The sequence below is a fragment of the Streptomyces sp. NPDC007164 genome (assembly GCF_040634135.1).
GTDB classification, from domain to species: Bacteria; Actinomycetota; Actinomycetes; order Streptomycetales; family Streptomycetaceae; genus Streptomyces; species Streptomyces sanglieri.
This window is the reverse complement of record NZ_JBEYFB010000001.1, coordinates 211709-230026: the sequence shown is the minus strand read 5'-3', so window position 1 is coordinate 230026 and position 18318 is coordinate 211709. Positions and strand designations below refer to the sequence as shown.

General features: G+C 69.8%; 15 protein-coding genes. 9 read left to right on the top strand and 6 right to left on the bottom strand.

The genetic code is table 11. From position 1 onward, the window contains the following. Positions 1-31 precede the first annotated feature (31 nt). From ABZ622_RS00955 to ABZ622_RS00945, 3 genes are all read right to left on the bottom strand, one after another. Entirely contained in the window at positions 32-613 is a 582-nt protein-coding gene (locus ABZ622_RS00955) for a Uma2 family endonuclease (protein ID WP_360539078.1), read from the bottom strand. A gap of 86 nt (positions 614-699) precedes the next feature. Beyond that, a complete protein-coding gene (locus tag ABZ622_RS00950; RefSeq protein ID WP_360539075.1) occupies positions 700-2940 on the bottom strand; it encodes an N-6 DNA methylase in 2241 nt (746 codons plus the stop codon). A 766-nt stretch (positions 2941-3706) separates the two neighbouring features. Further along, positions 3707-4993, bottom strand: a complete 1287-nt coding sequence (locus ABZ622_RS00945; protein WP_360539072.1) for an XRE family transcriptional regulator — start codon at positions 4991-4993, stop codon at positions 3707-3709. 261 nt (positions 4994-5254) lie between these two features. Here ABZ622_RS00945 and ABZ622_RS00940 point away from each other — a divergent pair, with 261 nt between their 5' ends. Genes ABZ622_RS00940 through ABZ622_RS00925 form a run of 4 tightly spaced genes read left to right on the top strand, consistent with a single transcriptional unit; the run spans position 5255 to position 8853 of the window. Continuing rightward, entirely contained in the window at positions 5255-6292 is a 1038-nt protein-coding gene (locus tag ABZ622_RS00940) for a dTDP-glucose 4,6-dehydratase (RefSeq protein WP_360539069.1), read from the top strand. Then, positions 6282-7292, top strand: a complete 1011-nt coding sequence (locus ABZ622_RS00935) for an ATP-grasp domain-containing protein (RefSeq protein ID WP_360539066.1) — start codon at positions 6282-6284, stop codon at positions 7290-7292. The genes ABZ622_RS00940 and ABZ622_RS00935 overlap by 11 nt, the downstream gene beginning before the upstream one ends. Beyond that, a complete protein-coding gene (locus ABZ622_RS00930; RefSeq protein ID WP_360539063.1) occupies positions 7289-8422 on the top strand; it encodes a DegT/DnrJ/EryC1/StrS family aminotransferase in 1134 nt (377 codons plus the stop codon). Before ABZ622_RS00935 ends, ABZ622_RS00930 begins: the two co-directional genes overlap by 4 nt. Further along, complete coding sequence (locus ABZ622_RS00925) at positions 8419-8853, top strand: low molecular weight phosphotyrosine protein phosphatase (RefSeq protein WP_360539060.1); 435 nt, start codon at positions 8419-8421, stop codon at positions 8851-8853. Before ABZ622_RS00930 ends, ABZ622_RS00925 begins: the two co-directional genes overlap by 4 nt. 19 nt (positions 8854-8872) lie before the next feature. On the opposite strand, the gene ABZ622_RS00920 is transcribed toward ABZ622_RS00925, so the two are convergent. Beyond that, positions 8873-10048, bottom strand: a complete 1176-nt coding sequence (locus ABZ622_RS00920) for a UDP-N-acetylglucosamine--N-acetylmuramyl-(pentapeptide) pyrophosphoryl-undecaprenol N-acetylglucosamine transferase (RefSeq protein ID WP_360539057.1) — start codon at positions 10046-10048, stop codon at positions 8873-8875. Between the two features lie 572 nt (positions 10049-10620). Here ABZ622_RS00920 and ABZ622_RS00915 point away from each other — a divergent pair. Both ABZ622_RS00915 and ABZ622_RS00910 read left to right on the top strand, forming a co-directional pair. After that, complete coding sequence (locus ABZ622_RS00915; protein ID WP_360539054.1) at positions 10621-11373, top strand: RNA polymerase sigma factor; 753 nt, start codon at positions 10621-10623, stop codon at positions 11371-11373. Beyond that, positions 11373-12479 (top strand): hypothetical protein, encoded by a 1107-nt coding sequence (locus ABZ622_RS00910; protein ID WP_360539051.1) that lies wholly within the window; start codon positions 11373-11375, stop codon positions 12477-12479. The genes ABZ622_RS00915 and ABZ622_RS00910 overlap by 1 nt, the downstream gene beginning before the upstream one ends. A gap of 234 nt (positions 12480-12713) precedes the next feature. Here ABZ622_RS00910 and ABZ622_RS00905 read toward each other — a convergent pair whose 3' ends face one another. Further along, positions 12714-13625 (bottom strand): L,D-transpeptidase family protein, encoded by a 912-nt coding sequence (locus ABZ622_RS00905; protein ID WP_360540205.1) that lies wholly within the window; start codon positions 13623-13625, stop codon positions 12714-12716. Positions 13626-13865: 240 nt separating this feature from the next. On the opposite strand from ABZ622_RS00905, the gene ABZ622_RS00900 reads away from it, so the two are divergent. The 3 genes from ABZ622_RS00900 to leuE all read left to right on the top strand — a co-directional run bounded on the left by ABZ622_RS00900 (position 13866) and on the right by leuE (position 16874). Next, positions 13866-15446: a methylmalonyl-CoA mutase family protein gene (locus ABZ622_RS00900; protein WP_360539048.1), complete on the top strand. Its 1581-nt coding sequence runs from the start codon at positions 13866-13868 to the stop codon at positions 15444-15446. Between the two features lie 89 nt (positions 15447-15535). Next, a complete protein-coding gene (locus ABZ622_RS00895; protein WP_360539045.1) occupies positions 15536-16147 on the top strand; it encodes a Uma2 family endonuclease in 612 nt (203 codons plus the stop codon). Between the two features lie 61 nt (positions 16148-16208). Beyond that, positions 16209-16874, top strand: a complete 666-nt coding sequence (leuE, locus tag ABZ622_RS00890; protein WP_259928170.1) for a leucine efflux protein LeuE — start codon at positions 16209-16211, stop codon at positions 16872-16874. Here the strand turns inward: leuE and ABZ622_RS00885 are convergent. Further along, on the bottom strand, positions 16861-18309 hold the full coding sequence (locus tag ABZ622_RS00885) for an FAD-dependent monooxygenase (RefSeq protein ID WP_360539042.1): 1449 nt from the start codon (positions 18307-18309) through the stop codon (positions 16861-16863). The genes leuE and ABZ622_RS00885 overlap by 14 nt on opposite strands. Between the last annotated feature and the right edge of the window lie 9 nt (positions 18310-18318).

The following is an 18318-nucleotide window of genomic DNA, read 5'->3' as shown; positions in this document are numbered from 1 at the left end:
TCTCTCCAGGTGCTGACCTGGGCATGGCCCTTCAGCCGCTCCGGGGAGGCGTGAGCTTGTCGAGATCGAGGCTGATCTCGAAGGGCACCAGGCGGTGAAGGGAACCCCGGAAGATACCGGCGGGCGCGTAAGCACCCGTCGGTTCGTCGAGCTCGTACACGTGGACGGCGGGCGTACCGTCCTCGTCCTCGATGCACCAGTAGTGCAGAATGCCCGCCTCTGCGTATTTGCGGAGCTTGACCGTGCGGTCGCGGTGGGCGGACTCGGGTGAGACGACCTCTACGACGAGCTTCACGTCGCCAGGGGCGTACCAGGTGCGGTCGGGGTCGTAGGGGAGGGTCGTCAGCAGGAGGTCCGGCTCGGGTCGGTTTCGGGCGTCGAGGCGGATCGTCATTTCTCGCTCGACCTCTACGCCGGCTGGCGCCTGCGTCATCAGCGTGGTGGTCAGAGCGGTAATCAGACGGCCGTGCCAGGACCGCTGGGGCGACATCATGAATACGAGGGCTCCGTCAATCAGCTCGGTGTGGCGCGGGGCCTCGGGGAGGTGATCCAGGTCCTCCGCGAACCAGCCTTCCGCGCGGGGCGGGCGCATCCAGTCGGGCAGTGCGGTCATGCCATTACGGTAACGGCTGCGGTCGCAGCCCGCCGGGAGCTTCCCGGAGCCTCGGATCAAGGCCTCGGCGTGGCCGCCGGCGATCGCTACGGCACGGGTATGAGGCCTCCGCCCAGAGCGTCGTGACGGATGCGTCGCGTCAGAACGATCTGGTCTTGCAACAGGCGCTCGTATGCGTCGAGCTGCTTCATCGTTTCGGCGATCGCTTGCTGGGTCGCGAGGTCCGGCAGTAGCACGGGCAGGTCACCGAGCACATCGAGGGAAATGGTCCTCATCTTCATGCTTCCCGTGGAGTGGGCCTCCAGCCACGCGCGTGCCTCCGCGCCACGCAGGTAGGCGGCGAAGTAGTCGGCGTCGAGCTCAGCGGGGGGCCGCAGCAGGAAGCACCCTGTGCCACACACCCATCCCTGCTGTTCTTCGCGGACCACAGCCGCTCGTCCCAGCTCTCCGCGGCGTGCCAGGACGACATCACCGGAGCGAAGGCGGAAGCGCTCCAGCCTTTCCGCGTGGTGCGCGCTGATGCGCCGGATGTTCGCTGTGCTGAAGCCGCTTCCCGTCAGGTCCCTGGGCATCACGACGGGGACTCCGTCGGATTCGACGTAGTCGTCGGCGCGGATCAGACTGCCTGAGGGGCCTGCGAGCAGCAGGATCCGGTCCGTGGGGGCCCCTGCCGCGGCACCTTCCACAAGGTGCCGCAGCGGCGTCCGAGTGGCTGCGGGTTCGCCGCGTGCTGCCCGCTCGCTCCGGTCGAAGCTCCTGCAGAGGGGGGCTGTCGCGCCGGCTGTCGATTCGGCCCGCTCGGTCAGCTCGTGGAGCAGGCCGCGGGTGTTCAGTGCTGCGGTGTGTCGCTTCCGGACGGGGGCTACGTGCAGCCGGGGATCGAGAGAACAGTTGTCGTCCTCCAGGATCTCGTCGTATGAGACCGAGCAGGAGAACCCGGGTTCGTCGGGGGTGGCGCGGGGAGACCTCTGCCAGGCGTGGAACCGGTTGCTGATTCGGTCCGTGTCCGCAGGGAGGAGTTCACGTGTGCCGCGCGGAGTCTGCGTTCCGAGTCGGCTCGCATCGATGAAGAGGATGGAGCCGGTTTCTCCGGCGGGGAGGTGGTGCGACGCGTCACGGGCGAGCAGCCAGATGTGCACGGGGACGGTCGTGTGGGAGAACAGATCGGCCGACAGCGCGACGACGGCGAGAAGCGTGCCTGCCGCCAGCATCCTCTTGCGGATCTTCGCCTGGCTGCCGCGCGCGGAGGCAGCGCCCGACGGCATGACCAGGGCGGCCATCCCCTTGTCGCTGAGTCGGGTCCACGCGAGTTGGAGCCAGGCGAAGTTCGCGTTCGACTCGGGAGGCGGCCCGAAGGGCCAGTCGAGGTGGTTCAGTCCCTGGACGCGCTGGTTGAATGGCGGGTTGCTCAGCACGAATTCGGCCATGCCGTCGCCCGGGCTCCGGAAGAGCGTCCCGGGGTCCGAGGCTCGCACCACGGGGCGTTCGATCCCGTGCAGGGCCAGGTTCAGCATGGCCAAGTCGGGATTTCGGTGATCCATGGCATAGCCCTCGAACGAGCCGCCGCCGAGGTGTCCTTGCTGCGCGATGTACTGCGCGGCGGCGGCGAGCATCCCTCCGCTGCCGCAGGCTGGATCGAGCACGCGATCGCCGGGCTGCGGGGACAGGGCTTCCGTGAGCAGCCGCGTGATCGTACGCGGTGTGTAGAACTCGCCCGTCTGGGCGGCGCTTTCCGAGGCGTACCGCTCAAGAAGCAGGTCGCCGACCTCCTTGAGGCTGGTCTCGGCGGCCTCGGGTGGCTGCTGGAGCGCGGTGAGGAAGGCCGCCGTCCAGGGGAGATCGTCGGCCTCGCCGTTATCGCCGAACGCGTTCTCCGGGATCCAGGGAGTGAGTGCGGGGAACTGCTCGTGCCTGGAGGCGAGCAAGAACGCGCCTTGCAGGTCTCGCAGCGGTGGATACCCGGTTCTGGCTTCCGAGACCGCCCTGGACCACCGTTTGGAGAGTTCCTCGCCCGGGTCGGTCACAGAGTCGACGAAGCGCGCGAGCACCAGGACCGCGAGCATCGCGGTGAGGTCGCGGTCCGTGTTCCGGCCCCGCTGAAACGGCGCGTACGCGCGCCATAGCCGGTCGACGATCTCTGCGGCAGGGCCGTTCGGATCCGTGTTGTCCACTGAGGGCTCCTTGCTCGGGCGGTTCTGATCGGCTCGCGGCATGTCGGATGTAAATGTGCGCAGTTGAACTGCGCATCTTTGGGCCGTACTTCCGGTGTCCCGTCGGCCGGGAAGTGACACCAAGTTAGCAGCGCGCGTGATGTCCTTGCGGGACACCAGTGCCGCCTTGCGACGCAAGGAGATCTCTGCGCAGTACCACTGCGCATAACTTTGATCGAGTTCCCGCTGCTTGAGAGAGGTGGGAGTCGGGCCGCAATGCGCGCGGGTGCCGCCGAAGGAGAGTCGGAGAGTGACCCGCATCACTGTCGCGGGCGTGGGGCTTTGCCGCGCAGGAGTTCCGGCTGAGCCGGGCGGTCATGGGGGTGATCCGCTCGGAGAGGGGGGTTGAGGTGGTGCGGGCCGATGTCGACGGCTCGCGACGCGGAGCCTCGGCCCTCCGTGACCGCGCACGGTATGGCGCGGCGAGGGTGCAGCAACCACCGCCTGCTGCTTCAAGAAAGTGTGGTGCTGAGACACTCGCCGGATCGGCGCGGCCGGTGAATTTTGGCTGGTGTCCGAGAGGCCTGGCGGGGCATCCAGCGCGGGGGCCGAGGACTCGGCTGGAGGGGGGCGCGGTGCATCGGCCCGGGGAAGACCGGATGAACGCTTGGGCGCGTTGGTCACGGGTTGGTCATGACAGGCCCCCGTGCCTTGGGCAATGCCTGGTCAGAGGCGCAGAGAAAGCGAGGACGACCGGGGCCGCCACCCTCGGCCGTATCCAGTCGAAGCAGCCCTCTGAACTGCGAGTTTGCCGTCCAAGTGCGGGTTCCCGACTTCAGATTACCTCGGCCTGTTTCCAGGCGTTTCTGTCTGCTCCTGGGCGCTGTTGGTCACGCGTTGGTCATGCGATGCGCTCAGCTCTTCCGGTGTCCGGGCAGGCCGTTCACGTGGCCACGGACGCCAGCCGCTGGTGGGCGTACGAGCGCAAGTCGCGAACGGCGGTTTCGCCCTTATGGGGTTCGAGTGAATCCCGCAGAGTGCTGTGCACCAGGTCGAGGCACCGTGAAGCACCTGTGCCCAGGGCGGTGTCCAGCGCTGTTCGGGTATCCGCCACGGCGGCGTCGACGTCATGGCCGGCGAGCGCGGCGTGGGCACGATAGGTGAGCATGATGGCGCGGGTCCTCTCTCGTTCGGGGACCAGCAGGCTCAGGCCCTCCTCCAACGCGGCGGTGGCTCGCCGTGGATCTTCCAGATCCAGCCAGCAGCGCCCGGCATCGACGGCGAGGTCGGCGGATGACATCCACGACACCCAAGCGGGTGCGGATTGTGTGCGGCCACGCTCCAGTTGGTGTTCGGCGTCGTTGAGCGCACGGGCGGTGCCGACGCCGTCCTGGAGAACGGCAAGGGCGCGAGCGCGGCGCACATCCAACAGGGAGCGAGCGGTCGCGTGGCGAGTTCGTCTGCGGGCGTGGGCGAGGATATCGACCGCTTCGCCGGGGTGGCCGAGCCAGGTGGCGGCGTAGGCGAGGTCGGAGAGGACCCCCGCTCCGAGGTCGCGGTCGTCGGCGCTGTGGGCTGAGTGCAGGGCAGTGCGCCAGTGGCGTTGCGCCGAGGCATGGCGGCCTTGGTCGAAATGGAGCCAGGCGGCGCTCTGGGCTGCCTGAGCCAGGACGGTACGCAGGCGGCGGCCGGTGGGTTCGTCGTAGCGGGCCGAGTCGAGCAGGTTGATGCTGACGCGCATGGCCGCGCCGAGGAGGTCGGCACACTCCCGAGGGGATGTGTTCGCCAGGCTGGGGAGACGTTCGACGCTGCTCTCCAGCCAGGTGAGCAGGCTTTCGTCGACGCGGCGCCCTGCCAGAGCCCCGGCCAGACGTTCGGGTTCGACGCGGGCCCATTCGGTTGCCACTCCGACTAAGGATCCGGCGGCGAGGACGAGGAAGGTGCGGCGGTCAGGCTGGTCGAGATCCACCAATAACTCCGTGTGGGCGGCGCGGACGCCGGCTGGGCTGAAGGGGAATGGGCGATCGTAGGCGGGGAGCCACCACGGCCATGCCACGGTCCGCAACCGGGCGGAATCGATGCCCAGAACGTCGGCCAGCAGCTCTTGATAGAGGTCGCTGGGAGCGCCTACCCGCCTGTGCTCCCACCGGTAGATGCGACTGCGGTCGGCAGCGATGCGAAGACCGCGGCGTTGCGCGGCCAGGTTCAGGTGATGGGCGAGCTTTTCCATGCTCCACCCGCGCTGTTGGCGAACGTAAGTCAGGGGATGTCGTACCGCTTCCGTCGTCATGCACACCCCCCAACTCTGGTGCCTGTACGGCACCGTAGCGACCCGATTCACAGAGCAGGCCCACATCGGGCATACAGACTCCAACGAGGTGTGCGGCCCACCGTGGAGGCAGCTCGGCGAGGTTCCGGGCATCTCTCGACGGCCTGCGGACATCGGCTCTCTGCGTGATGTGCCGGGCCGCCACTATTCCGGGAGGCGTGCATGAAACACGTACTCGTCACTGGAGGTGCGGGCTTCATCGGCTCGCACTTCGTCAAGCGGATCATCCAGACCAAGGACATCGCCCACGTGACCGTCCTCGACGCCCTCACCTATGCCGGTCACATCGAGAACCTGGGCATGGCGTTCTTGTCGGACAAGCTCCGGTTCGTCCATGGTGACATCCGAGACGCAACGGCTGTCGACAACTTGATGGCGTCCGGTCCCACAGCAGTGGTGCATTTCGCGGCCGAGTCCCACGTCGATCGCTCCTATGACGCGGTCGACGGGTTTCTGTCCACGAATGTTCTCGGTACCCGGGTGCTTGTGGACGCGGCTCACCGCCACGGCATCGACAAATTCGTCCATGTCTCGACCGACGAGGTGTACGGCCCGCTGCCGAAGGGAGCAGCGACCGAGAGTTCACCCTTGCGCCCCTCGGTCCCGTACGCGGTGTCGAAGGCGGCCGCCGACCTGGTAGCCCTGGGTGCTCACCAGACCCTTGGACTCCCGCTGTGTGTGACGCGCAGCAGCAACAACTACGGGCCCTACCAGTACCCGGAAAAGATCATCCCGCTCTTCGTGACCCGGCTCTTGCGAGGAGCGCCCGTCACTCTCCACGACCGGGGGCAGCACGTACGTAACTGGCTGCACGTAGAAGACAACTGTGCCGGGATCGAGGCGGTGCTGCGTGGTGGGGAACCGGGGGAGGTCTACAACCTCGGTGGAGGCACTGACCTGTCCAGCAAGGAGCTGACCGGCCACCTGCTGAACATCTGCGGCGCGACGTGGGACGCGGTCACGTACATCCCCGACCGACCGTCGAACGACGTCCGTTACTCGATCGACTGGTCCAAGGCTCGCAACCAGCTCGGATACCGGCCTGTTCACCGCCTGGAGGATGGGCTGGCTGAAACCGCCGAGTGGTACCGCCGTAACCCCGATCGGTGGGCCCCGCTCGCGAGCGGCGGTCTGTGGCGCACCTCCTTGCCGGCTTCCCGCCCCGCGCTCGCATCTCTGGAGGACGACCGTGCCCGCTGACCCGATCGCCCCGCGCCGGATCCTGGTCACCGGCACCGGGGCCAACCCGGGCTTCGGGCTGGCCCGGAGCCTTGCCCGCCTTGGCCACCAAGTCATCGCCGCCGACGCCAACCCTCTCGCCCCAGGGTTCCTTCTCCCGCAAGTCGTGCCCCAGGTCATTCCGCTGGCTGACGACGAGGACTATCGAGCCCGCATGGCCGGGCTGTGCCGGGCGCTGGCGGTGGACGCGGTGGTACCCGCCATCGAGAACGATCTCCCGCCGCTGCTGCGCATGAGCTCTCGGCTGGAGGAGATCGGCGTGCGTATGTGGCTGCCCGAACCCGCATCGGTGCACGCGTGCATCGACAAGGCAGCCTTTCATCGAGTGCTCGCCGAGCACGGAGTGCCCACCCCTCGATCTTGGTGGGGCGACACCCTCGATCGGGTTCCCGAGAACACGCAGCTGGTGGTCAAGCCCCGACGCGGCCACGGTGCCCAGCACGTCCACTTCGTCGAGAAGAAGGAGCACGCCCTGCTGTTGAGCGAGGTGGTCCCTGACGCCTTGGTGCAGGAGCGGGTGTACGGAACCGAGTTCACGGCGGACTGCCTGGTGGACCGCACAGGTCGAGCGTCGGTGATCCTGCGCCGCCGGGACCTGGTCAAGGCCGGGCTCGCCGCTGTCTCCACCACCTTCCACGACACCGTCGTGCTCGATCTCGTGCGGGCCGCCCTACGCGCCCTACGCGCCGAGGGACTGTGCTGCGTACAGGGCTTCGTCCAGGACAACGGCCAGGTCACCATCACCGAATTGAACGTCCGGATCGCCGGTGGCTTTCCGCTGACCGAGGCGGCCGGAGCCGAACTCGTCGGCCAGATGGTTAACGGGCTGTTCGGCCTCCCGGTCAACCACGACCGCCTGACCTACCGGCCAGGGGTGTTCCTGACCAATTACGTCGAGACGTTGGCCGTCGGCGAGACGACCGATCTGAAGCGCATCACCATGAACGGGGTAACCACATGAGCCTTACCATCCCCGATGCCCGGCGCAACGCGTCCCCATACCTCTACGGACGAGAGGCAGCGTCTGTCGCCCGAGTCCTGGGGACCGGACAGTACGGGCACACTGACCTCACCGCCGAATTCGAGAGCCGGATCGCTGCCCACCTCGGTGTGCCGGACGCGGTGGCCGTCACCTCCGGCACCGCCGCCCTGCACAGCGCCCTGCTGGCCACTGGCACCGGTCGTGGTGACGAGGTGATCGTGCCGTCCATGACGTTCTGCGCCACCGTGCAGGTCATCCGGGCTGTCGGAGCGGTCCCGCGGTTCATCGACGTAGACCCGGCGACGTTGTGCGTCACCCCGCAACTCGTCATGGAGGCAGTCACCGATGACACGGCCGCGGTGCTGCCGGTGCTCTTCGGCGGCCGGGCCGTCGACCTCAGTTCCATTCGCGAGGATCTGGCGGAGCGGGGCATCGTGGTCATCGAGGACGCAGCCCATGCCTTCGGCTCTCACTGCGGATCCCATCACGTCGGCGCAGACGACACGGCCCTGACGTGCTTCTCCTTCGGGCCTGTCAAGAATCTGACCTGCGGCCAAGGCGGGGCCGTCATCCCCCGTACGCCCGAGGAGGCCGCCGCCGTTCGCCGACTTCGCATGCTTGGCGTCACGCAGTCCCAGAGCGAGCGCGCTGAGACCACCAGCTACCAGGTGGAAGGCTTCGGCTTGCGGTATCAGCTCTCGTCCATCAACGCCGCCATCGGGCTGGCGCAGCTCGACCATTTCGACACCACCGTGCGCTCCCGGCGGCATTTGTGGCGCACCTACAGCGATGCCTTGGACGCGCTGGAGGGGGTGACGCTCGTCGACGTCGACGTCGACCACACGGTGCCGCACCTGTGTCAGGTCCGCGTACCGCACCGGGACCACGTATTCGCCCACCTACGCGCCAGGAACATCGGCGTCGGCGTTCACTACCCGCCCAACCACCTCCAGCCCGCATTCGCGCGCTGGAGGCGTGACCTGCCCGCCACCGAACGGGTCAGCCGCGAGATCCTGAGCCTGCCTTTCCACCAGCACCTCACCGAGGCAGAGGTCCATCGAGTGGTGACCGCCCTGGAACACGCGCTCAAGGCCACGGGCGGCGCATGATGTCGAACCTGCTCGCCGTGTGTCTGGGGAACTACTGTCGCAGCCCCTTCGCCCAGCTTGCTCTCGCCCGGCGGGGCGGACCACGTACGTCCGTCCGCTCGGCCGGGCTGATCGGCAAGTGGCAGGACCAGCCAGCCCATTCCGCCATGATCGACGCCGCCCGGCGTCTGGGTTATGACCTCACCGCCCACCGTGCCCAGCAGATCACCCCGGACATGCTGGATTGGGCGGACACGGTACTCGCCATGGACGCCTCCGTTCTCGCCACCCTCCGGGCCGTCTGCGGTTCGGAGAATGAGAACAAATTGCGCCTCTACCTTGGCGACCGGGACGTGCCCGACCCGATGGGCCAGGACGGCGCTGCATTCCACGAGTGCGCTGTGCTCATTGAAGCCGGCACTGCCCTGCACGCCGGCGGACGGATCACTTAGCCCACTCCAGGCTGCGCTGTTACTGGGACGCTGCGGACATGATCACGTCCACGAGCCTTTCCGCAGCGTCCGGGCGGCCGTGTGCCCTGGCTGCCGCGGCCATCGCGTTGCGGCGCTCCGGATCGTCGAGGAGTGGGCCGACCGCCCCGCGCAGGTGCCCGCCGGTGACGTCGCCCAGGAGTGCGACTGCTGCCCCGGCCTCTTCCAGGTGACGGGCGTTGTGGGCCTGCTCGTTCCCGGCCGCCGTCGCGAGCGGGATGAACACCGCCGGCTTGCCCAGGGCGGTCAGCTCGGCCAGGGTGCCCGCACCGCTGCGGGAGATCACCAGATCGGCCAGGGCCAGGACGTCCGGCAGCTCCGGTCCGACGAACGGGGTGAGGTGGTACCGGGCGGCGAGGGAGGCCGGAAGCTCTGCGGCGCGCGCGGACAGTGCCTCCCGGTGGGCCGGGCCGCACTGGTGCACCACGTTGGCGCGCTCCAGCAGCCACGGCAGTTCGCCGCCGACCACGTCGTTGATCTGCTGAGAGCCCTGCGCGCCTCCGGTGACGTACACGGTCGGGAGACGGCGGTCGAAGCTGTGGAGGCCGAGCGCGGTCACGGCCTTGTCCGGGTGGCCGGTCAGGACCTCCGGTCGTACGGGGTTGCCGGTGACCACCGCCGCCGACCGCACGCCCTCCGGCAGGAGCGGCAGCGTCGACTCCGAGGACACGGCGATCCGCGCGGCGGAACCGGCGAGCTTACGGTTGGCGAGGCCGAGGCGGACGGTCTGCTCGTGCAGGACCAGCGGTACCCGGCACATCCTGGCGGCGAGCCCCGTCGGCACGGCGACGTAACCCCCCGTGGCGAGGACGACGTCCGGCCGGAAGGCGGAGACGGCACTGCGCGCCTGAGCGACCCCGATCGGCACGCGCGCCATGTCCCGGACGTTGGCGGGCGACACCATCTTCAGCGGGTTCGCGTGACGCCGGATCTTGCCCGTGGCGACGGTGGTGAACGGGATGCCCTCGGCGCTGGTGACCCGGGCTTCAAGGCCCTCGGCCGTGCCGATCCACAGGACGTCCAGAGTGCGGCCGGAAGCATCCAGGCGTGCCTGCAAGGTACGGATCGCGGTGAGAGCGGGGTATGTGTGACCGCCAGTGCCGCCACCCGTCACGATCAGGCGGAAGACGGTCGTCTGCTGAGGCGCGGTGTTCACGCTGGGCACTCTAGTGGCTGCTGCTGTCCGGTGATCGTTCGCGATCGTCTCGGCGACGGAGGCGCCTGGGTTGCGCTTTCGGGCGCGCTCTTCGCGTCGGTGGCCTCCGGGGCCGAATGGAAGGTGCCAGGAGCCTGTCCTGAGCTCACGCAGCGACTGAACGCGGCTGGGTCGGGTGAGCGCTGGAAAGTGCTGGTCACTTGGGTATCCGGAGTCCGGGAACGTACCCACCCAGAAGGATTCGCTGGCGCGTTGGTCACGCCGTTGGTCACGGAGGGGGTAGGCGGCCCACAAAGCACCTGGTCAAGGGGCCACATGCCGGGGCGACGACCGGGGCCGCCACCCCCCACAGGAGAGGCCCCGGTCGTCTTCCGCGGGGCCGTAGGACGACCCCGTACTCCTCTCAGCGCCGTCGCTGCGTTTTCTGTCACACCGCAGGGTGTCCAAGGAATGTTGCGGGTTGTACAAGTCATGGACGCGAGCCCCGCCGAGGACGTAGCGTGCTGAGTCGCGCAGGGTGGCGCGGCAGTGATGACCAGCTGCGATTCGGGACAGCAGGGCAGGTTGAGGGAGTGCTGGGGGACGACGCGGAGCTCACTGCCGCGGTACTTGCGGCACAGGACGGGGACGAGGACGCCTTCCGTACTGTGTACCGCGCTGTGCAGCCGCGGCTGCTGGGCTACATAAGGACACTGGTGGGGGAGCCGGACGCCGAGGACGTGGCGTCCGAGTCCTGGTTGCAGATAGCGCGCGACCTCGACCGGTTCAGCGGCGACGCCGACCGCTTCCGCGGCTGGGCGGCGCGCATAGCGCGCAACCGTGCGCTGGACCATCTGCGGATGCGCGGCAGGCGTCCCGCGATCGGCGGCGACGAGTCGGAGCTGTCCGAGCGGCCGGCCGAGTCCGACACCGCGGACGAGGCGATGGAGGCCCTGGCCACCGGCCGCACGATGTCGCTCATCGCCCAGCTGCCGCAGGACCAGGCCGAGGCCGTGGTGCTGCGGGTGGTCGTGGGCCTGGACGCGAAGGGTGCCGCGCAGACGCTGGGCAAGCGTCCGGGGGCGGTACGGACCGCGGCGCACCGGGGTCTGAAGCGGCTGGCCGAGCTGTTGCGCACGGACGGCGACGGCGACGGCGACGATGAGAACGGCGGCGCGGACGGCGCCCCCGAAGGAGATCCGGCGGATCCGTCCGCCCCGCACCGGAGCACGGCTGCCCGGACGGCGGAACTCGACGCGGTGCCCGCCCAGCGCCCCGCCCGCAACGGCCTGGCGGCGCCGGCCGGTGTGACGCATTCGCGTCCGTGGACGCAGAAGGACATGTGATGGCCGACGAGCGGTACGAATGGCTTGACAAGGACGCCGCGGAGAGACTGCTCCGCGGCGAGCCGGTCGATCCCGTCGGCGGCCGGTCGTGTACGGACGCCGAGAGGCTCGTGGCCGCGCTGGACGCCGCCGCCCGCGCCACCCGCCCGGCCACCGCGGAACTGCCCGGCGAGGCCGCGGCGCTCACCGCCTTCCGTACGGCCGGCCGGTCCGCGCGGGCCGGGACGCGGGCGAACGCGGAGGGCCGGTCCGCCGGTGCCGAGGCGCGCGGCCCGGTCCGTATCGGGGCCGCCGCGGGCGGCTCCGTCCCGTACGTCACCGCGTCCGCGGCCACCGGACGTACCCGCTCCGCGCGCTGGAGCCGGCCCGTCCGCTTCGGCCTGGTCGCCTCCCTCGCGGGCTGCGCGCTCGGCGGGGTGGCCGTGGCGGCGGGAACTGGGATGCTGCCCGGACCGTTCGGCCGGAACACTCCACTGCCTGCGGCCTCCGTCTCGGCCGAGGCGACGCCCGAGGAACTCGGCTCGGGGCTCACCACGGACGAGACCGCGCAGCCGCCGCCGTCCCCCTCCCCGAAGGAGCGCACCTCCAAGCCCCCGGCCGGCCCCTCCACCCCGGCCGGGGGCCGGGACCACGACAGATCCGGCAGGACGACGGAGCCCGGCGGCGGCGCCAAGCGGAAGCCCGGCGGCGCCTCGACCGGCTCCCCGGGCGGCACCCGCAGCGGCAAGCAGACCGAGAGCCCCTGGAACGAGGCATCCGGCGACTGGTACGCCAAGGCGCTGCAGGCCTGCCACGACTACCGCGACGGCAAGCTGAGCGAGAAGCGCAGACAGAAGCTCGAAGCCCTGGCCAACGGCGCTCGGAACCTGGACCGGTTCTGCGACCGCGTGATCGAGAGATCCGAGCAGGGCCGGAACGACCAGGGCGACGACGGCCAGGGCGAGGGCGGGCAGGGCGAGGACGGCTCGTCCAGGAACAACAGCGGCTCCGCGGCCGGCCTGCCCTCCTCGGTCCGGTTCACCGAAGGGGTGCGCATCCCCGCGACGCCGGCCTCGCTGACGCCCTCGGCCCGGACCTCCGGCACCGGCACGGGTTCACAGAGCTGAGCGAAGCCGTCCGCGACAGGCTTTTTTCGGCCCTCCGCCACCAGGTGTGACGTTTTTCGAGGCCGCGGCGCAGTACAGAGTGAGCCGACTGGTCATCGGCAGCGCACAGAGCCGGGGTTCCCCCCGTACCTACGGCTCAGCGCACATGGCGCGGGCGGGACACGTTCCCCCGGTCCCGTCCGCGCCTCTTCTCTTCTCTCCCCCTCCTCGTTCTCCTTCTCCGGACGCTCCGGTCTATCCGTAGACGACGACCTTGTCGCCGTTCTTCACCTGGGCGAAGAGCGAGGCGATCTTCCCCTCGTCCCGGACGTTGACGCAGCCGTGCGAGGCGCCGTTGTAGCCGCGGGCCGCGAAGTCCGCCGAGTAGTGCACCGCCTGGCCGCCGCTGAAGAACATCGCGTACGGCATGGCCGTGTGATAGATCGACGACACGTGGTGGCGGGACTTCCAGTAGACCGAGAAGGTGCCCTCGCGCGTCGGTGTGTACTGGGAGCCGAAGCGGACGTCCATCGACGACACGACCCGGCCGTCGATCATCCAGGACAGCGTCCGGCTGTTCTTGCTGATGCAGAGCACCCGGCCGGTCATGCACCGCTTGTCCGGCTTGGTGACCGGCCGGGTGGTCGGCGGGTTCAGCTCGGCGGCGGTCGGCTCGTGCGTCATGCCGAGCAGCTTCTGCCAGGTGAGGGTGTCCGCCTCGCCCGTACGGGTCAGGCCCCGCTTGCCCTGGAAGGACTGGACCGCGGCGACCGTGACGGTGCCGTAGTAGCCGGTGGGGCTGCGGTCGAAGTGGCCGATCTGCCGCAGCCGGGCCTGGAGTTCGCGCACCTGCTTGCCCTGGGAACCGCTCGCCATCAGCGTCGTGCCCTGCGGGTCGGGCTTCGGCGTGGGCGAGGCCGTGGGCGACGCCGTGGCCGTCGGCGGCGTCGACGACGGCGAGGCGGTGGGCGAGGACGGCGGTGCGCCGGGCTTGCCGTCGTCGGTGGCGGTGGCCCGCGGCGGCGCCGAAGGGGCGGCCGGTGTGCTGTCGGCGGCCTGCGCCTTGCAGCCGGCCGTCGCGGCGGCGACGGTGAGAACGGCGAGCACCGCGGCTCCCGCCCGAGCCCGTTTCGCGTTCCGTGAGGTGCTTGCGGTGGTGCTGCCCATCATCTCGGCCCCCTGTGTTTCCGGTGTGTCCGGTGTCCCCTTGGACGGATTCCCGCTCTGCCCGGTTGCCAAAGCCCGCGCATGATGGGGAGAGCGGCGACGAGACCCGGTGCGGGGCTGTGAGCAAGGTCCCAGCCCGTCCCTCTCCAACGGTCTCGCGCCCACCGCTACAGTCCGTCGCGGGAATCGTGGTTACCAGTAAGTAGCTTTACTGAGCAGCTTCAGCGGGAGGCACAGCAGATGACGCGCGAGTCGGAGTCGGGACTGCCCATCGAACCGGTCTACGGACCGGGCGCACTCGACGGCTGGAGCCCCGGCGAAAAGCTGGGAGAGCCGGGTGCCTACCCCTTCACGCGCGGTGTCTACCCCTCGATGTATACCGGCCGTCCGTGGACGATGCGCCAGTACGCGGGTTTCGGTACGGCCACGGAATCCAACGCCCGCTACAAGCAGCTGATCGCCAACGGGACGACGGGCCTGTCCGTCGCCTTCGACCTGCCCACCCAGATGGGCCACGACTCGGACGCGCCGATCGCGTCCGGCGAGGTCGGCAAGGTCGGGGTCGCGATCGACTCGATCGACGACATGCGGGTGCTGTTCGACGGGATCCCGCTGGACCGGGTCTCCACGTCCATGACGATCAACGCCCCGGCCGCACTGCTCCTGCTGCTCTACCAACTGGTCGGCGAGGAGCAGGGCGTCCCGGCCCGGAAGCTCACCGGCACCATCCAGAACGATGTGCTCAAGGAGTACATCGCGCGCGGCACGTACATCTTCCCGCCCGGCCCCTCGCTGCGGCTGATCGCCGACATCTTCAAGTACTGCCGGGCCGAGTTCCCGAAGTGGAACACCATCTCGATCTCCGGCTACCACATGGCCGAGGCCGGGGCCTCGCCCGCGCAGGAGATCGCCTTCACCCTCGCCGACGGCATCGAGTACGTACGTACCGCCGTCGCGGCCGGCATGGACGTCGACGACTTCGCGCCCCGGCTCTCCTTCTTCTTCGTCGCCCGCACCACGATCCTCGAAGAGGTCGCCAAGTTCCGCGCCGCCCGCCGGATCTGGGCGCGGGTGATGAAGGAGGAGTTCGGCGCCGAGAACCCCAAGTCGCTGATGCTGCGCTTCCACACCCAGACCGCGGGCGTCCAGCTGACCGCCCAGCAGCCCGAGGTCAATCTGGTGCGCGTCGCCGTCCAGGGCCTGGCCGCGGTGCTGGGCGGCACGCAGTCGCTGCACACCAACTCCTTCGACGAGGCGATCGCCCTCCCCACCGACAAGTCGGCCCGCCTGGCCCTGCGCACCCAGCAGGTCCTGGCGTACGAGACGGACGTCACGGCCACTGTGGACCCGTTCGCGGGGTCGTACGTCGTCGAGTCGATGACCGATGCCGTCGAGGCCGCCGCCCTGGAGCTGATGGCCAAGGTCGAGGACATGGGCGGCGCCGTCAGCGCGATCGAGCGCGGCTTCCAGAAGAGCGAGATCGAGCGCTCCGCGTACCGCATCGCCCTGGAGACCGACAGCGCGGAACGCGTCGTGGTCGGCGTCAACCGCTTCCAGCTCGACGAGGAGGAGCCGTACGAGCCGCTCCGCGTCGACCCCGCGATCGAGGCCGAGCAGGCGGCCCGCCTGGCGAAGCTCCGCGCCGACCGCGACCAGGGCTCGGTGGACGCCGCCCTGGCCCGGCTGCGGGAGGCGGCCGAGGGCACGGACAACGTCCTGTACCCGATGAAGGACGCGCTCGGGGCGCGGGCGACGGTGGGCGAGGTCTGCGACGCGCTGCGCGAGGTGTGGGGGAGGTACGTGCCTTCGGACGCGTTCTGAGGGGGCGGGTACCCGTGCGGGTGATCTCTCGCTGAATGTCCGCGACCCTGGATAAGCTCATGAGAAGTGGTCCCCGAAAGGAGGATGCCGTGGCCGTAATACAGCACGAGGAGCAGGTGCACGTGCAGGAACAGCCGGAGCTGACGCTCGGCGAGGCAGCCGACCAGCTCGCACGCTCGCTGCCTGGGCATCGCGTGGAGATTCTCCAGGGGAGGCTCACTGTGACACCACCGGCGGACGGAACGCATGCTCTGGCTCTGTCCTGGCTGAGCGAGGAGTTCGGTGCGCGGGCGCGCACCGTGGGGCTCAGACTCGTCCAGGGCGTCGGGCTGTGGCTGCCCACCGGTCCCGAGGACTACGCGATTCCCGACCTGTCGGTCGTCGAGGCGGACTTCCGGGACCATCACGCCATGAAGAACTGCTACGCCGCCCACGTCTTCCGCATGGTCGTGGAGGTGACCTCGACCAACTGGGCGGACGACCTCGGCCCCAAGGTCGAGGACTACGCCCAGGCGGGCATTCCGGTCTACGTGGTGGCCGACCGCAAGCACGACCAGGTGCTGCTCTGCACCGACCCCCGGGGCGGCGAGTACAAGAACAAGGCGCACCACAAGCGCGGGACCTCGTTCACCGTGCCGGACGTGGTCGGCGTCGAGATGAAGCTCTCCGTCGACCGCCTTCTCGACGGCGACGAGGACTGATCCCGCGCCTTCCCGAAACCCCCTGGACGGAGTGTCGTACTCGCGTGCGACACTCCGTTTCATGCTGGGTGTCACTGATCTTCCGACCTATCTCGCCGGCCTGGTGCTGATCGTCCTGCTGCCGGGACCGAATTCGCTGTACGTGCTCTCCGTCGCCGCCCGGCGCGGGGTGCGGACCGGGTATGTGGCGGCGGCCGGGGTGTGGACCGGGGACACCGTCCTGATGACGCTGTCCGCGCTCGGGGCCTCGTCGCTGCTGCAGACGACGCCGGTGCTCTTCGCCGTCGTCAAGTTCGCCGGTGCGGGCTATCTGACCTGGCTGGCGATCGGCATGCTGCGGGCCGCGGTGACCATGTGGCGCGAGCGGCACCGGCGGATGGCCGAGCTGACCGAGGAGGACGCCGGGCCCGCGGCCGCGGCGGCGATGGAGCGGCCGTACCGGCGAGCGCTGGTGGTCAGCCTCTTCAACCCGAAGGCGATCCTCTTCCTGATCTCGTTCTTCGTGCAGTTCGTCGACCCGCACTATGCCTATCCGGCGCTGTCCTTCCTGGTGCTGGGCACCCTGTTGCAGATCGCCAGCTTCCTCTATCTGTCGATGCTGATATTCGGCGGCACCCGGCTGTCCGCCGCGTTCCGCCGCCGCAAGCGGCTGTCGGCGGGCGCCACTTCGGCGGCCGGTCTGCTCTTCCTGGGGTTCGCGGCGAAGCTCTCGCTCAGCAGCGTGTGACCTCGGGGACCCCCAGCGGGGCCAGGTACCGCGCCAGGCCCGAGGCGTCCTCGCCCGCCCAGCCGATGTAGCCGTCGGGACGGACCAGGAACAGGCCCTTGCCGTACGCCTCGCAGGCGTCCGTGCGGTGCACCCGCAGCTGTTCGCCGTCGCTGCTGCTGTTGCCGTCGTCGAACGCCGGGAGGCCGGGGTCCGTGCCGACCGCCAGCAGCGTGAAGTGCGGGCCCCGGAAGACGTCGAAGAGGCGGCGGCCCCCGGTCGTCGGGCCGTCCGGGGCGCGGTCGCCGGAGTGCAGGACACCGGCCCGGCCCACCGACAGCGGGCCCTCGCGGTAGCCGAGGCCGAGCTGCTGGACCGCCGCGCCTCGTTCCTGTTCGCCCCGGTGGATCCGGGTGGACAGGCCGAGCATGTCGGCGGCGACCGGGCGGCGCTCCTGTTCGTAGCTGTCGAGCAGGGAGACGGGCGCACCGTGCCGCAGCACCTGGCCGAGCTTCCAGCCCAGGTTGTACGCGTCCTGGACGCTGGTGTTCAGGCCCTGGCCGCCCGCGGGGGAGTGGACGTGCGCGGCGTCGCCCGCCAGGAAGACCCGGCCGTCGCGGAACCGGTCGGCCAGCGCGGCGCGCGGCCGGAAGTCGGAGGACCAGCGGACCTCGGTGATGTCCCCGGCCGCCAGGTGGGTACGGGCGGCGACCAGCGCGCGCACCCCCTCCGGGGAGGTGTCGGGCTCGCCCTCCTCGAACCGGGCGACCAGCTGGAAGTCCGCCGTGCCGGGCAGCGGGCAGAGCGCGAGGAAGTCCTGCTTCCCGCCCGTCACATGCCAGTTGAGCCGGTCCAGCACACCCTCGGCCACCCGTACGTCGGCGACCAGCATCGGCGCCGGGTCCACGGCCTCGCCCGTCATGGCGATCCCCAGCGCGCGCCGGACCGTACTGCGGCCGCCGTCCGCCGCGACCAGGAAGGAGGCCCGGACCGGCCCGCCGGACAGGTGGGCCGTGACGCCGTCCGCGTCCTGGCCGAGCCCGGTCAGCGCGGTGGAGAAGGCGACGTCACCGCCCAGTTCGCGCAGCCGGGCCAGCAGGATCTCCTGGGTGCGCCACTGCGGCATCAGCCACGGCTCCCCGTACGGCTCGGCATCCGTCGGGGCGGCGCGGCGGAACATGTCGTGCTCCTGCTGCCGCTTGCCGTCCCGCCAGACCATTCCGACCGGCGCCGGACCGCCGTGCTCGCGCACCGCGTCGCCGACCCCGAGGTCGTCCAGCACCTCCCGGGTGCGCGGCTGGATGCCCTTGCCGCGCGAGCCGGGGAAGAGCGCGGGCGCCTGCTCGACGACCAGGGCGCGCACGCCGCGGCGGGCCAGGTCGCAGGCGAGGGTCAGACCGCACGGCCCGGCGCCGACGATCAGGACCTCGATTTCCTTAACGCTGTTAAGTTCCATGATTCGGAG

Coding starts and splice junctions, on each gene's coding strand:
- ABZ622_RS00945 (WP_360539072.1), bottom strand. CDS start 4,993: ATGGAAAAGCTCGCCCATCACCTGAACCTGGCCGCGCAACGCCGCGGT.
- leuE (WP_259928170.1), top strand. CDS start 16,209: ATGCTGGGTGTCACTGATCTTCCGACCTATCTCGCCGGCCTGGTGCTG.
- ABZ622_RS00900 (WP_360539048.1), top strand. CDS start 13,866: ATGACGCGCGAGTCGGAGTCGGGACTGCCCATCGAACCGGTCTACGGA.
- ABZ622_RS00930 (WP_360539063.1), top strand. CDS start 7,289: ATGAGCCTTACCATCCCCGATGCCCGGCGCAACGCGTCCCCATACCTC.
- ABZ622_RS00925 (WP_360539060.1), top strand. CDS start 8,419: ATGATGTCGAACCTGCTCGCCGTGTGTCTGGGGAACTACTGTCGCAGC.
- ABZ622_RS00940 (WP_360539069.1), top strand. CDS start 5,255: ATGAAACACGTACTCGTCACTGGAGGTGCGGGCTTCATCGGCTCGCAC.
- ABZ622_RS00905 (WP_360540205.1), bottom strand. CDS start 13,625: ATGGGCAGCACCACCGCAAGCACCTCACGGAACGCGAAACGGGCTCGG.
- ABZ622_RS00885 (WP_360539042.1), bottom strand. CDS start 18,309: ATGGAACTTAACAGCGTTAAGGAAATCGAGGTCCTGATCGTCGGCGCC.
- ABZ622_RS00955 (WP_360539078.1), bottom strand. CDS start 613: ATGACCGCACTGCCCGACTGGATGCGCCCGCCCCGCGCGGAAGGCTGG.
- ABZ622_RS00910 (WP_360539051.1), top strand. CDS start 11,373: ATGGCCGACGAGCGGTACGAATGGCTTGACAAGGACGCCGCGGAGAGA.